14 protein-coding genes are annotated in these 12,846 nt (G+C 70.2%); 6 read left to right on the forward strand and 8 right to left on the reverse strand.

From position 1 onward, the window contains the following. Positions 1 to 3 precede the first annotated feature (3 nt). Both ASG23_RS00930 and ASG23_RS00935 read right to left on the reverse strand, forming a co-directional pair. On the reverse strand, positions 4 to 720 hold the full coding sequence (locus ASG23_RS00930) for a polyphosphate polymerase domain-containing protein (protein ID WP_157465460.1): 717 nt from the start codon (positions 718 to 720) through the stop codon (positions 4 to 6). After that, positions 717 to 1,283 (reverse strand): DUF4956 domain-containing protein, encoded by a 567-nt coding sequence (locus tag ASG23_RS00935; RefSeq protein WP_056018816.1) that lies wholly within the window; start codon positions 1,281 to 1,283, stop codon positions 717 to 719. The genes ASG23_RS00930 and ASG23_RS00935 overlap by 4 nt, the downstream gene beginning before the upstream one ends. 142 nt (positions 1,284 to 1,425) lie before the next feature. Between ASG23_RS00935 and ASG23_RS00940 the strand changes: the two genes are divergently transcribed. Together ASG23_RS00940 and ASG23_RS00945 are read left to right on the forward strand one after the other, a co-directional pair. Continuing rightward, positions 1,426 to 1,656, forward strand: coding sequence for a FitA-like ribbon-helix-helix domain-containing protein (locus ASG23_RS00940; RefSeq protein ID WP_056018819.1), 231 nt, complete (start codon positions 1,426 to 1,428; stop codon positions 1,654 to 1,656). Further along, a complete protein-coding gene (locus tag ASG23_RS00945) occupies positions 1,653 to 2,063 on the forward strand; it encodes a type II toxin-antitoxin system VapC family toxin (protein WP_200941480.1) in 411 nt (136 codons plus the stop codon). Before ASG23_RS00940 ends, ASG23_RS00945 begins: the two co-directional genes overlap by 4 nt. Before the next feature lie 3 nt (positions 2,064 to 2,066). On the opposite strand, the gene ASG23_RS00950 is transcribed toward ASG23_RS00945, so the two are convergent. From ASG23_RS00950 to ASG23_RS00965, 4 genes are all read right to left on the reverse strand, one after another. Continuing rightward, the gene (locus ASG23_RS00950) at positions 2,067 to 3,467 is read right to left on the reverse strand and encodes a glucose-6-phosphate dehydrogenase (RefSeq protein WP_056018822.1); all 1,401 of its coding nucleotides are present in this window, start codon (positions 3,465 to 3,467) and stop codon (positions 2,067 to 2,069) included. Between the two features lie 105 nt (positions 3,468 to 3,572). Beyond that, positions 3,573 to 4,034: a pyridoxamine 5'-phosphate oxidase family protein gene (locus ASG23_RS00955; protein WP_056018824.1), complete on the reverse strand. Its 462-nt coding sequence runs from the start codon at positions 4,032 to 4,034 to the stop codon at positions 3,573 to 3,575. Between the two features lie 84 nt (positions 4,035 to 4,118). Continuing rightward, positions 4,119 to 5,408 (reverse strand): glycosyltransferase, encoded by a 1,290-nt coding sequence (locus ASG23_RS00960; protein ID WP_056018826.1) that lies wholly within the window; start codon positions 5,406 to 5,408, stop codon positions 4,119 to 4,121. Positions 5,409 to 5,429: 21 nt separating this feature from the next. Next, entirely contained in the window at positions 5,430 to 7,649 is a 2,220-nt protein-coding gene (locus tag ASG23_RS00965) for a glycoside hydrolase domain-containing protein (protein ID WP_056018830.1), read from the reverse strand. A gap of 207 nt (positions 7,650 to 7,856) precedes the next feature. Between ASG23_RS00965 and ASG23_RS00970 the strand changes: the two genes are divergently transcribed. Further along, positions 7,857 to 8,417, forward strand: a complete 561-nt coding sequence (locus ASG23_RS00970; RefSeq protein WP_056020545.1) for a hypothetical protein — start codon at positions 7,857 to 7,859, stop codon at positions 8,415 to 8,417. Between the two features lie 99 nt (positions 8,418 to 8,516). Then, entirely contained in the window at positions 8,517 to 10,001 is a 1,485-nt protein-coding gene (locus ASG23_RS00975; protein ID WP_056018833.1) for a DHA2 family efflux MFS transporter permease subunit, read from the forward strand. A gap of 9 nt (positions 10,002 to 10,010) precedes the next feature. On the opposite strand, the gene ASG23_RS00980 is transcribed toward ASG23_RS00975, so the two are convergent. Then, entirely contained in the window at positions 10,011 to 11,075 is a 1,065-nt protein-coding gene (locus ASG23_RS00980) for an LLM class flavin-dependent oxidoreductase (protein WP_056018836.1), read from the reverse strand. Positions 11,076 to 11,273: 198 nt separating this feature from the next. On the opposite strand from ASG23_RS00980, the gene ASG23_RS00985 reads away from it, so the two are divergent. Together ASG23_RS00985 and ASG23_RS00990 are read left to right on the forward strand one after the other, a co-directional pair. Next, complete coding sequence (locus tag ASG23_RS00985; RefSeq protein WP_056018839.1) at positions 11,274 to 11,597, forward strand: hypothetical protein; 324 nt, start codon at positions 11,274 to 11,276, stop codon at positions 11,595 to 11,597. Positions 11,598 to 11,642: 45 nt separating this feature from the next. Beyond that, on the forward strand, positions 11,643 to 12,026 hold the full coding sequence (locus tag ASG23_RS00990; RefSeq protein ID WP_157465461.1) for an SseB family protein: 384 nt from the start codon (positions 11,643 to 11,645) through the stop codon (positions 12,024 to 12,026). Positions 12,027 to 12,046: 20 nt separating this feature from the next. Here ASG23_RS00990 and ASG23_RS00995 read toward each other — a convergent pair whose 3' ends face one another. Beyond that, the gene (locus ASG23_RS00995; protein ID WP_056018846.1) at positions 12,047 to 12,838 is read right to left on the reverse strand and encodes a hypothetical protein; all 792 of its coding nucleotides are present in this window, start codon (positions 12,836 to 12,838) and stop codon (positions 12,047 to 12,049) included. Between the last annotated feature and the right edge of the window lie 8 nt (positions 12,839 to 12,846).

Consider the following 12,846-nt stretch of genomic DNA (forward strand, 5'->3'; position numbering starts at 1 on the left):
CCTTCAGAGGGTGACGTGCCGGTCGAGGACGCGGCGCCACGGGTGGTGGGGGAGGTCGGCGTGCAGGGCGGCCATGCCGGTGCCGTACTTGGAGATGCGGACCGGGCGGTGGCCGTGCCGCCACAGGAGGCGGTCGGTGGAGCTCGGGGTGGAGCCGGTCTTGGTCTCGATGACCACGCGGTCCGGCAGGGCCCGGGACGCTCCCGTGAGCGCCGACGTCCACACCAGGCCGGTGTCGATGGTCGTGCGGCTCGCGGTGGCCGGCAGGAAGAGGGTCGTCCGGCGGTACGTGCTGACCAGCGTCTTGCCGACCGCCGCGTCGCTGTCCAGGACGTCGCCGGCGAACCGCCGGCCCTCGTCGGTCAGGGTGTCGCGGTCGTCCGGGTCGTACGGCAGGCGTGTCTTGACAGTGCTGCCGCGCGGGCCGCGGGTCTTGACCTCGACCCAGCAGAGCGCGGAGTCCACGTAGGTGCGGGTGCGGAGCTTGAACCGCCGACGCCGGCGGTGTGCCGCGCCGAGGTAGCTGGTCAGGTCGGGGGTGTCGAAGTAGACGGACTCGTAGGCGAAGTCGCGCTCCCCGTCGATCTCGAGGACCCGGGCGCCCGGCTCGATGCCTCGCAGGAGCACGTCGAGCTTCGCCGAAGGGATCACGTACTTGCGGTCGATGCGGGTCTGCAGGCTCGCGCGCTCGGTCAGCTCGACCAGGCCGATGGGCATCATGCGGCGACCCGCTCCCGTGCGGCCGCCAGCTCGTACCGGACGTCGACGCACGTGGTGTCGTTCACCAGGTCGACCCGCTGCACGATGGCCGTGTGCACGGTGGCGCCGAGGAGGCGTTCCAGGTGCGCGACGAGTGCGGTCTCGTCCGTGATCGCCGAGTCCAGCACCATCGTCTGCTGCCGGTACCGCCGCAGCATCCGCGGGTGGTCGACGACGGCCATGACCACCACGACCATCACCATCAGCGCGGCGCTGACGGCCGACGGCGTCACCGTCACCCCGCCCAGCAGCCCGAGCGCCAGCGCGGAGAAGTAGTACGCCACCTCGTGCTGCGTCAGCTCCGTGGACCGCAGCCGGATGATCGACAGCACGCCGAACAGCCCGAGCCCGAGGCCTGCACCGACCGCGCTGCCGGCCAGGGCCGTCGCGACTGCCAGGACACCGACGTTCACGCCGAGGTACGCGACGACGAGGTCACGCCGACGGTGCCGGGGGAAGTAGACGCCGAACGCGAGGACGCTGATGGCGACGAGGTCGAGCGCGAGGAGCGCGTACTGAGTCATGGGAACCCTCCGTGTGGGACGGGTTCCATTGAGCGATGCGTGCCTGTACCGACGCTGTGCGGGCGCTGAGGCTGGGGCGTGGATCTGCCCGACGTGCAGTCGCGTGCAGGTGAAATGCATGCACGCACGCTAGGATGCAGTCATGACAGTGATCACGGTGAGGGACGTCCCGGACGAGGTGCGTGACGAGCTCGCGGCCCGAGCGGCGCGCAGCGGGATGTCGATGCAGGAGTTCCTCCGCGCGCACCTGATCGACCTCACCGGACGGCCCAGCCCGTCCGACGCGCTCGCTCAGGTCCGGTCCCGGGCGCGCGCCTACCCGCGCCTCTCGTACGCCGATCTGGTCGACGAGCTCGGGGCCGATCGTCGGTGACGGAGACGGTGGTCCTCGATGCGTCGGCCGCGCTGATGCTCCTGATCGACCCGGGGCCGGCCGGTGAGCACGTCGCGGCGCGGCTCGACGGTGCAGCGGTCGTCGCGCCCGACCTGCTCCCGTACGAGGTCACCAACGTCCTGCGCAGGTATCGCAATGCCGGTCGGCTCTCGGACGCCGAGGCGCGGCTGGCTCTCGACGGGTTCCGCTCCCTCTCGATCGACCTCTGGTCGCACGACGTCCTCGCTGAGCGGGTGTGGGCCCTCGGCGCGAACCTCTCGGCCTACGACGCGGCGTACGTCGCGCTCGCGGAGCGACTGGGCGCCGTGCTCCTGACGGCCGATGCCCGGATCGCCGGCGCACCGGACGTCACGTGCCCGATCGAGGTCGTCGCCGCGGCCGCCTGAGCGTCAGTCGCCAAGCACCCACCCGTGCGGCTCCGCCAACCGGTCCGCGGCCTCCGGTCCCCAGGATCCGACCGCATACGGCTCGGGCGTCGGGCGGTCTGCGCCGAGCAGCGGGTCGAACGCGATCCACGCGGACTCGAGCCCGGCGGACGTGGTGAACAGGGTGCGGTCGCCGACGAGCACGTCCTCCAGCAGTCCCGCGTAGGGCGGCAGGGACTGTCCGGGCTCGACGTCGGAGAGGGCGAGGTCCGCGGTACCCGTCGCCAGCTCGAGGAACGCGCCGGGCCGCTTGACGGTGGTCGTGACCTTCAGCTCGCCCGATCCCGCCAGCGAGACGATCACGTGGTTGGGTCCGACGGGGGAGCCGAACAGCTCGTCGGGCGTCCGCAGCACGAGCGTCACCTGCTGCGCCGACGCGGCCATCCGCTTGCCCGTGCGCAGCAGGAACGGCACATCCCTCCAGCGCTCGGTGTCCACCCAGAGCCGGGCGGCGACGAACGTGTCGGTCGTGGAGTCGTCGGGCACTCCGTCGATGTCGCGGTAGCCGTCGAACTGCCCGAGCACGACGTCGTTCGTCGGGTCGAGCGGGCGGAAGTGCGCGATGACGTCCTCGCGCGCCGTGCCCAGGTTCGCGGCGTCGAGGCGGCGCGGGGGTTCCATCGCCACCTCGGCGGCCACCTGGAACAGGTGCGTGACCAGCATGTCGAGCGCGGCGCCGGTCGCGTCGTAGAACTCCGCGCGCTGTGCGACGTCGAGCGTCTCCGGCACGTCGATCTGGACCTGGGCGACGTGCTGCCGGTTCCAGATGCCGCCGAACAGCTCGTTGGCGAACCGCAGGACGTGCAGGTTCTGCGTCGCCTCCTTGCCCAGGAAGTGGTCGATCCGGAAGACCTGCTCCTCGTCGAACGCGTCGTGCACCGTCGCGTCGAGCTCCCGGAACGTCTCCAGCGACGTGCCGTAGGGCTTCTCGTAGACGATGCGGATCCCGTCCGTCAGACCCGCCTTCTTCAGCGCCCGGGTGATCGGCGCGAACGACGACGGCGGGACCGCGAGGTAGTGGATGACTGTCACGTCGCCGCCCAGCTTGGCGCGCAGCCGGTCCAGCTCCCCGGGGAGCTCGTCGGCGCTGTCGTCCTCGCTGACGTCTCCGCAGTAGGCGGTGTGCTCGGTCAGCTCGGGTACGCCCTCGGCGGCCTCGTCGTCGCCGAACTCCCGGACCGCGTCGCGCAGCAGCTCGTCGAACTCCTGCGAGCTGATCGGTGAGCGGCCCGTGCCGAGCAGCGCCCACCGCTCCGGGAGCAGGTGCCGCCGCTGCAGCGTGGCCAGCGCGGGGAGCACCATGCGCCTCGCCAGGTCACCGCGCGCGCCGTGCAGGACGAAGATCAAGGGCTCGGTGGACGCCATCGGCTTGATCCTCACGACGTGACGGGCGGGTCTTCGACCGTACGTTCGCTTGCCGACGAGCGCGCGTCGGGATCACCCCGCGTCTACCGCCCCGACATGTCTGCCTCAGTCGCCAGCGGGGAAGCCCTTGCGGTAGTCGAACGAGACGATGCGCTCGGGCCGGACCCGGATGATCACCGGATCCCACGAGTCGGCGAGGCTCCGGGCGAACTGGTCGGCGGCGTCGTCGGCCATGTACCGACGGAAGATCGTCGCCCGCTTGGCCAGCACGTCGTGGCGGTCCAGCTCAGCCGTGCCGTAGACGAGGGCGCCGATCGGCTCGGCCCCGACGACGTCGAACAAGACAGAGACACGAGGGTCGCGCGCGACGTTGCGGGCCTTGCGCGAGGTGGTCTGGGTCCCGATCAGGATGTCCGGCAGCTCGTACACGTAGTACGCGGGTGCCAGGTGGATGCTGCCGTCCTCGTTGTGGGTGGCCAGACGGGCGACGTCCGCGCTCCGGAGGAAGTCCGTGAGCTCGTCCTCGGTGAGCGGGGGTGCCTGTGGGTAGGTCGCGCTGTCGGCCACGATGCCTCCTGCGGGGATGAGGACGTCGAGCCCTCGTCCCGCCAGTCTCCGACCGCGCGTGCGGGCACGTCAACGACGCGCACCTCAGCCCACCGGCGTCGGCACCCACATCACGCGCGCCACCCGGTCGAGGATCGCGTCCAGCACCGCGCCTCGGTCGAACTGCAGGGCGTGCAGTCGCGCGCGGGTCTCCCAGTCGGCGCGCTCGTCGGCGGACATGGCGAGGATGCGGTCCAGCGACTCGGCGATCGCCGAGGGGGACTCGACCGGCACGATGAGCGCGCAGTCGCCGACCGCCTCGCTGATGCCGCCGGTGTCGGTGGTGATGATCGGTCCGCCGCCGGCGAGCATCTTCTCGGCGAGCGCGATGCCGAACGTCTCGACGAACTCCGGCCGCGGCTTGCTCGGCAGCACGTACGCGGCGGACGCGGCCATGAGGTGGGCCTTCTCGTCGTCGTCGACGTCGTCGAAGAACACGATCCGGTCGGCGGCGCTCGACGAGGCCGCGAGCTCCTGGAGGCGCGACGCGTCGGGACCGTTGCCGGCGACGACCAGCCGGAGGTCGTCGCAGCCGCGACTCGTCGCGAAGCCGGCGATGAGGTCGTCGACCCCCTTGGCGTGCGCGAGACGGGAGAGGAACAGGACGTACCCGTCGGCGCGCAGCCCGCGAGCATCGAGCACTCGCGCTGTCTCGGTCTGGTCCAGGTCGAGGTACGAGCCGACGTCGATCGCCGGGTAGGAGACCGAGACGCGCTCGCGGCACTGGGCGGCGAACGTGGTGCCGTGCTTGGCGTCGATGGCGGCGGCCTCGGCGATGATCAGCTCACGCGTGTAGTCGCTGACCGCGAGGCACACGTCGTGCTCCAGGTAGCTGGACAGCACGTGCGCCGCGGCGCCGAACTCGTCCTTCTCGACGCAGGCGCGGACCACGTTGGTGACGTCGGAGCCGACGGCCTCCGCGACGGTCGTCACGTTCACCGGCAGACCGGTCCGACGGGCGACGTGCACGGCGTCGGCCACCGCGAGCGAGTGCGGGCTCAGGTAGAGCGACATCGCGACCGTCGGGACGCCGTCCGTGAACAGCTCCACGAGCCGGCCGACGATGCCCGCGAGCCAGCGGCCGTCGGGAACCTTGTAGTCGCCGACCGGCTCGGGGCGCTCGACGGTGATCCCCGGCGAGTACGGCAGCACGCCGTCGAGGGGCTTGAGGGGCAGGCCGGTCGCCTGCAGCCGGTCGATGGGCCACGTGACGATGCGGACGTCGTCGAAACCTCGCTGCAGGGCAGCCTCGGCGAGATTGCGGGCCTCACCCGAGTGGCCGCAGATAACCGGGTCGGCGCGGACGACGATGACGAGACGGCGGTTCGGGAACACGGCTGCTCCTTGGTGGCTCGCTCAGCGCCGCAGCGCGGTGGTCGGGGGGTGGGTGCTCACGGACGGAGGGCGGACGGTGGTGCCCCAGTCGCTCGGCGTCGGGCCGAGCTCCAGGTGCAGTCGTCCGCCGCGATGGAGCTCGGTGCCGGTGAGCCAGGTGCGTTCCAGCCGCACACCGTCGAGGTGCACGGAATGGACATATTGCGTGGGCCCGCCCGGCGTCGGTTCGATGAATCCGGTGGTCTCGATCGTGAGGTTGCGGTCGCCGACGTCGATGCTCGACTCGCGCCACGCGGGCGCGCTGATCAGGAACAGGTTCTGGCCCGCGACGGGGAAGAGCCCGAGCGACGCCCACACGAACCACGACGACAGCCCACCGGAGTCGTCGTTGCCGGGCAGCCCGCCGCGCCCGGTGCTGAATTGGTTCTGCACGATGGCCTGCACAACCTCTGCGGTCCGGTCCGGTCGGCCGGCGTAGTGGTACGACCAGGGCGCCTCCATGTCCGGCTCGTTGTTCAGGCCCTCGAACCGGTTCAGCGCGTACCCCGTGGCCATCTCCTCGATGCTCGGCCGCACCCCCGGTTGCACCACGGGCGGAGCGTCGAAGCCGAAGAAGTGGTCGAGCTGCGCGACGAAGGCGTCGTCGCCACCCGAGAGCTTGATGCGTGCGGCCATGTCGTGCAGCAGCCGGAACGAGTAGTTCCAGCGCCCGCCCTCGTAGTAGGTGGAGTCCTGCAGGAGGCCGGTCTCCTCGTCGAACGCGTTGACCCACCGCGCTGCCAACGGCGTGAACTGCTCGACCAGCGCCGGGTCACCGACGTGGGCGGCGATCTGCGACGTGCACCAGTACCCGAACGCGAGGTCGAGCGTGTGGCTGATCGGGTGCACCTTGCCGCGCAGCAGGAAGTCCTCGCCGTACGTCCGGCGCAGGTCGTTGTGCATGTGCACCAACGCCCAGTCCCAGTCCATGCCCGGCAGCCCGAGCTGGCAGAGGTCGGACAGGAACGTGTGCGCCAGCGCGGACGCCTGCCGGCTGAACTGGTCGGCACCGCGCGCCATCCGGTAGCCGATCGGGAGGTTCCCCTCCTCCTCCGAGATGTACAGCAGCGCGTTGGCCAGCTCGACGGCCTTGTCCGGCATCAGCGTCGCCAGGAGCGGCAGCTGCGTCCGGTAGATGTCCCACATGGTCGCGAGGTCGAACGCGAACGGCCCGTCGGCCGGCCAGAACGGCGACTCGTCCGGCGCCAGGCACGGCTTGATCAGCGAGTGGTAGAGCGCCGTCGAGAAGACGGTCTGCTTGTCCTTCGACGGCGTGTCCACCCGGATCTTGCCGAGCGCCTCCTGCCAGGTTGTTGCAGTCGCCGCGCGGCGCGTCGTGAAGCTCGACGGGCCCGGACCGCACTCACGTTCGAGGTTCTCCCGCGCCTGGTCCACACCCCTCAGCGAGAACCCGAACCGCAGCTCCACCACCTGACCGGGTTCCGACGGCCCCGCCCACATCAGCCCGAACGGTCGCAGCGTCGTCGGCCGGATCCGGTCGAAGTCCAGCCGCGTGCCGCCCGGCATGAGCCGACGGTCGTACCAGAGCAGCTGCCGCCAGCGCGGGTCGTCGCACTCCACATGGATGGCCAGCGGAGCACCTTCGACGACGATCTCGCCCTGCGCGATCCCGGGACTGATCGAGTGCAGGTGCGCCCGCAGCGGAACCGTCCGGCCGTGGGGGATGGACAGGCCGCCCAGCGAGAAGTCGATGACCAGCCGCGCGTCCCGGTGCGCGGGGAACGTGTACCGGTGGACCGCCGACTTGGGACCGACCGTGATCTCCGCACGGATGCCTGAGTCGAGCGTCGCCGTGTAGTAGCCGGGCTCCGCGCTCTCGTCGACGACGTCCCACAGCTGACCCAGATCGTCCAACGGCTGCAGCATCGGGGTGACGCGGAAGTAGTTGTAGTACTTGCGGATCGCACCCGTGCCGGACTGCTGGAAGTGCGTGAACCCGCTGGCCACCTGCCGGTCGTACAGCTCCGTCGGGAGGCCCTCCGTGCCGAGGTCGTAGCGGCCGTACCCCGTCGGGTAAGCGCCCGAGTACGCGCACGCGCTGACCATGCCGAGCGGGTACGTCGCGCCCGGGTGCGTGTTGCCGACCTGCGGCTTCGGCCACCACCATGTCCGTGCGAGGCCTTCTTGACCCGGCAGGCTCGTGGCCTCCGTGCCGATGAAAGGGTCGACGCGCTCGAACATCCGCCGCTCCTCGCGCTCGTCCGTCGGGACGCTGGGGTCGCGTGCGGGCGACGCCTGCGTCTATGCCTCGTTGAGGGGACGGTACGGGGGGAGTGTTGCGGGGGGGTTTCGTGGGCTGAGCAAGCACGGCGAGCATCGCGCGAGCTTGAGCGCATTGCATCCATTCGGAGCTAGCTTTTCGATGGAATGCGGGCGAAGCTGCTCGACATGGTCCAGCGCTACGCAAGGTTCACGCGTAGCGAGATAACGGCCGCTGAGGCAGTGGAGTTGAGCACCGTCGATTCAGTCGCGGCTCAGTTGTCAACTCACCTGGAGGCGCGAACCGAGGACATCGACCTCGTCCACATTCACGGTGCCGGTAGCAGTGCGGTCCAGCGAATCGTCTCTGAGTTGCTTTTCGCGGACTTGGGGTTTCGCGAGGAGGTGGTCCTCACGCCGGAGGTTGGGCTTGTCACCCGTGCCCGGCCCGACTTCGTGTACCCGCTCGGGCTCGGCCGTGGAATCGTCGCGGAGGTCGAACGAGGAGGCACGACGACCAATAACCACGACCTCAAAGACTTCTGGAAGGTCCACATCGCACCCGACGCGCACCACCTGTTCCTGATCGTTCCCATGGCAAATTGGAATGCCGCGGGAGGCGCTCGCGAGCGGCCGTTTGCCCGGGTCGCTCGTCGGATTCAGGCCTTCTTCGGCGACCCACGCCGGGAAGTCGACGTGCTCAGCGCCCACATATTCGGATACGGCGGACTGGGTCAGAGCGCCCGCTGAGCACGCCGCACGCGTTGCGCGTGGGCGATCGTCGGGAGATCGTGGGCTCGGCGCAGGTGCGCGCCCTGTCTCTTGCCGCCGCTCAAAGGACGCGCCTTCATGACGGACGGCCAGTCCCGGCAAGCGATCGCCGTGCCCCGCTCCGCCTGGAACGCGCTCATCGTCCTCATGGCTGGCATGTTCATGGCCTTGCTGGACACGACGATCGTCAACGTCGCCCTCCCGACCATCCAGGTCAGCCTGGACGCGTCAGAGGCGACGCTCAGCTGGATCATCAGCGGCTACGCGCTGGCGTTCGGTATCGCGCTGATCCCCGCGGGCCGGATCGGTGACCGGATCGGCCACAAGTGGGTCTTCTTCACGGGCTTGCTGCTGTTCACGATCGCGAGCCTGTTCTGCGGGCTCGCGCAGAACAGTCTGCAGCTGGTCGTCGCGCGGGTGGTCCAGGGCCTGGCGGGCGGCATCTTCGTCCCGGCGGTCACGGCGATGATCCAGTTGTTGTTCCCGGGGCCGGTGCGCGGCAAGGCGTTCGCGATCATGGGCTCGGTCATCGGGGTCTCGACGGCTCTCGGACCGATTCTCGGCGGGTTGATCATCCAGGCGTTCGGCGACGTGAACGGGTGGCGGCTGGTGTTCTGGGTCAACCTCCCGATCGGTGTCGTTGCCTTGATCGCGGCCGCGAGGATCCTGCCGGCAGGTGCGGAGGGTAGGGCGAAGGACGGGTACGACTTCGTCGGGCTGGCGCTGCTCACCACGGGACTGATCGCGTTGCTGGTGCCGCTGATCGAGGGGCAGGACAAAGGCTGGCAGACGTGGACGTTCGTCACGCTGGCGGCGGGTGTGCTGCTGATCGTGGCGTTCGCGTTCTGGGAGAAGCGGATCGAGGACGACAACCCGATGGTGCCGCCGCACCTGTTCTCCCACCCGGCGTTCACCGGGGGCACGATCCTCGCGCTCGTCTACTTCGCTGCGTTCACCAGCATCTTCTTCACCATCTCGCTGCTGTGGCAGGCGGGCCTCGGCCACACGGCGCTCGAGTCCGGGCTGGTGGCGGTGCCGTTCGCGATCGGGAGCATCATCGGTGCCTCGCAGAGCAACCGGCTCTCGAAGCGCCTCGGGCGGACGGTGCTCATCGTCGGTACGGGGATGGTGGCAGTCGGCCTGGTCTCGACGTGGCTCGTCCTGCGTTTCGTCGACGCGGCGGACCTCGTCAGCTGGGACCTGCTCCTGCCGCTGCTGATCGCCGGCATCGGCAGCGGGCTGTTCATCGCACCGAACGCGCAGTTCATCGTCGCGACCGTCGATCGCTCCGAAGCCGGGGCCGCCAGCGGCGTGATCAGCGTGATGCAGCGCGTCGGTTCCGCGATCGGGATCGCGGTCATCGGCAGCGTCCTGTTCGGCACGCTGCACATCACCAGCAACGACCCGACGCAGATCGCGCAGGCGTTCGTCGACAGCGCCGCGCACGCGATGGCCGTCAGTGCAGTGCTTGCCGTCGTGAGCTTCGCGCTGGTGTTCGTGCTGCCGAGGAAGGTCGACACACCCGGAGGGCGGCCGCCGGCCGACGCGCGTCGCGAGGCGTAACCGGTTCGCTCATCCGCGCAGAAGCGGGAGCAGCTGGTCGCCCTGCCGTTCGATCTCCCGCAGGTACGGGGTGTCGGAGAGAACGAAGTGCGTCACGCCGAGGGTTTCGTACTTGCGCAGCGACGTTGCGACGTCGTCGGCAGATCCGACGAGCCACGTGGTGCCCGCGCCCCCGCCACCGAACCGGCCGGGTGCGGTGTAGAGGTTGTCGTCGAGCACGTCGCCCTGCGCAGCCAGGTCGAGCAGGCGCTGCTGGCCGACGGCCGTCCGACGGTGCGGGTTCTGCGGGGCGGCGCCCTGTGTGGCGGCCATCTGCGCGACCTTCGCCTCGGCGTCGGCCCAGGCTTCCTCGGTGGTGTCCCGCACGAGGGTCGTCACACGGAGGCCGAACTCCAGGGGAGCGTGCTCCCGTCCGACCTCGTCGCTGAGCGCCCGCAGACGCTCGATGCGGTCCCGCACCCCGGCCAAGGGCTCGCCCCAGAAGAGCTGGACGTCGGCCTCGGCTGCCGCGACACGCTCGGCCGCGTCGGACGCACCCCCGAAGTAGAGCGTCGGGTGCAGGCGTCCGTCGCGCGGTTCGATCCGCGGGACCACGGTCGACCCCGTCAGCTGGAAGTGCTCGCCGTCGTGGTGCACGTCCTCCTGCGTCCAGAGGCGGCGCACGACCTGCATGAACTCCCGCGTCCGCGCATAGCGGTCCGCCTGGTCGCCCTCGACGTCGCCGTACGCGCCGAGGTTGTCCTTGCCGGAGACGATGTTGATGCGCACGCGCCCACCCGTGAGGTGGTCCAGGGTCGCCGCGGCGGACGCGAAGTTGGCGGGACGCCAGTACCCGGGCCGGATCGCGATGAGCGGCTCGAACGTGGCGGTGCGGGCGGCCAGGGCTGTGGCGACGGTGAACGTGTCGGGCCGGCCCCAGCCGGTGCCGAGCAGCGCGCCCGTCCAGCCGTGGTTCTCGAGCGCCACGGCCCGCTCGGTCAGGGTCGACAGGCTGTTGTGGTGCGCCACGACGGAGTCGCCGCGGTGTCCGGGGGCGACCTCATTGGGGATGTACCAGAGGTAGGTCGAGCTCATGGAGGGTTCCTCGGATTTCGTCGGAGCGGTTCGGCTCAGCCGGCGCATCGTGCCCGAGTCCCGGGCAATACGTCACTAAGCCGATCGACATGCTCGACATGTGATACCGACCTCCGGCCATCCGTCCCTCGTCGGACGGCCACCTCCCCGTCGGCCTGCCGTCACACCCCCGCCACGTCGCGCGAGTGCACTGGACCCATGGCCACCACGTCGGACGCCACCCGCCTCCGCTCCGCCACCGACCACCACGAGCCGATCCCGGGTTCGACCGTCTGGGCCGTCGCCCACCCGATCGGAGAGGCTCCGATCACCGGCCCGGACACGCGCTGGGTCGTCGTCATGGGCGAGGTCATGGGTGTTCTGCTGGACACGCCGGGGTTCCCGCACGGGCAGGTGTGGTCATCGGAGGAGCTGTGCCGGGAGCACGCGTGGGCTCGCCACGTCGTGGGTCGGCGGACGGGGTTCGAGGTGCACAGGATCGAGGTCGTGACACCCTCCCTGTTCCGGCTGGCGACGAGGTGAACCGCCGGTAGCGTGAGCCTCGCCCGCAACGACGAGGGAGCACCGATGAAGGACTTCGACCAGGCGCTGCGCACCGCGGCCCCCGGCACGATCGACGGCGCCAAGCTGCTCACGCGGTTCGCGTACGAGCAGGTCGCAGTCCCGAGCGGCGGCCCGGTCGGGGAGCACCTGGAGGGCTTCATCCCCGCGCTCGTGCAGCGTGACGGCTCGCACCACCTCGTGGCGTTCTCGTCGGTGCAGCGGTTCAGGGACGAGGGGCGGCTCGGGGGCGAGGCGGTCGCGATGCCGGTCCGGGAGGTGCTGCTGCGGATGCCCGCGGACGTGGGCATCGTGATCAACCCCGGCAGCTCGCAGGGGTTCGAGCTGGGTCCGGACGTCGTCGCGAAGCTGCGCGACGAGCTGACGCGGCCGCACGACGAGTCGCCGTGAGCCGCGTCAGCACCGAGTGACTACGCCGGCACCTTCACGGTCGTGAGGAACGCGGCCGCCTGAGTGAGGTCGTCGAACTCGTCCTCGACCAGGTCCACGAGCAGGTCGTTGCTCCACACGATGAGCCGACCGATCGTGAACTGCTCCTTGGCGACCTCCGGCAGGCTCAGCCCGTAGACGCGCTGCGCGATCTCCTTCTTGCCGCCGCGCGCCCCGCCGTAGGTGGAGATGGGCAGGTACGACTCGGGGGAGGTGGCGACGAGGACCCGGGTGAGCGTCGGCTCCTTGAAGCCCGTCATGCCGAGCCCGCCCTGGCCGAGGATCAGCCGCGTGAGCCGGTCCGGCAGCGGCACCGAGGTGGGGCCGTACAGCAGGTAGCGGATGGTGTTGCGGGTGCGGGCCGACGCCTCACGCTCGCCCATCGTCTTCCACGCCCGGTTGAACGAGGCGGTGGTCGCGTTCGTCGCGCCCGGCGTCTCGTTCACGAACGACAGCAGGTCGCGGGGGTCGCAGTCGGCCACCTCGTCGCGGGCGAACACCTGCTGGTAGTGGGACCAGTCGAACCCGGGCTCGGTGGGCGGCGACGTCGCGGCCAGCGCGGCGACCTTGTCCCACCGGGCCGGGTCGACAGCGGAGCGGTCGGGGAACGCGGCTTGCAGGTCGGCCGACGAGGACGGCAGGGGGGCCGACGTCTTCGACTCTCCGCGGGTCCACTGGTGTGCGCAGGCGGTGCATCGGATGGTGCGGCGATCGTCCGCCAACCGTTCGACGAGTTCGAGCTCTCCGGACGTACAGACCGGGCATGTCAGCATGGTGCTCC

It is taken from the genome of Cellulomonas sp. Leaf395 (assembly GCF_001424125.1).
GTDB lineage: Bacteria > Actinomycetota > Actinomycetes > Actinomycetales > Cellulomonadaceae > Cellulomonas.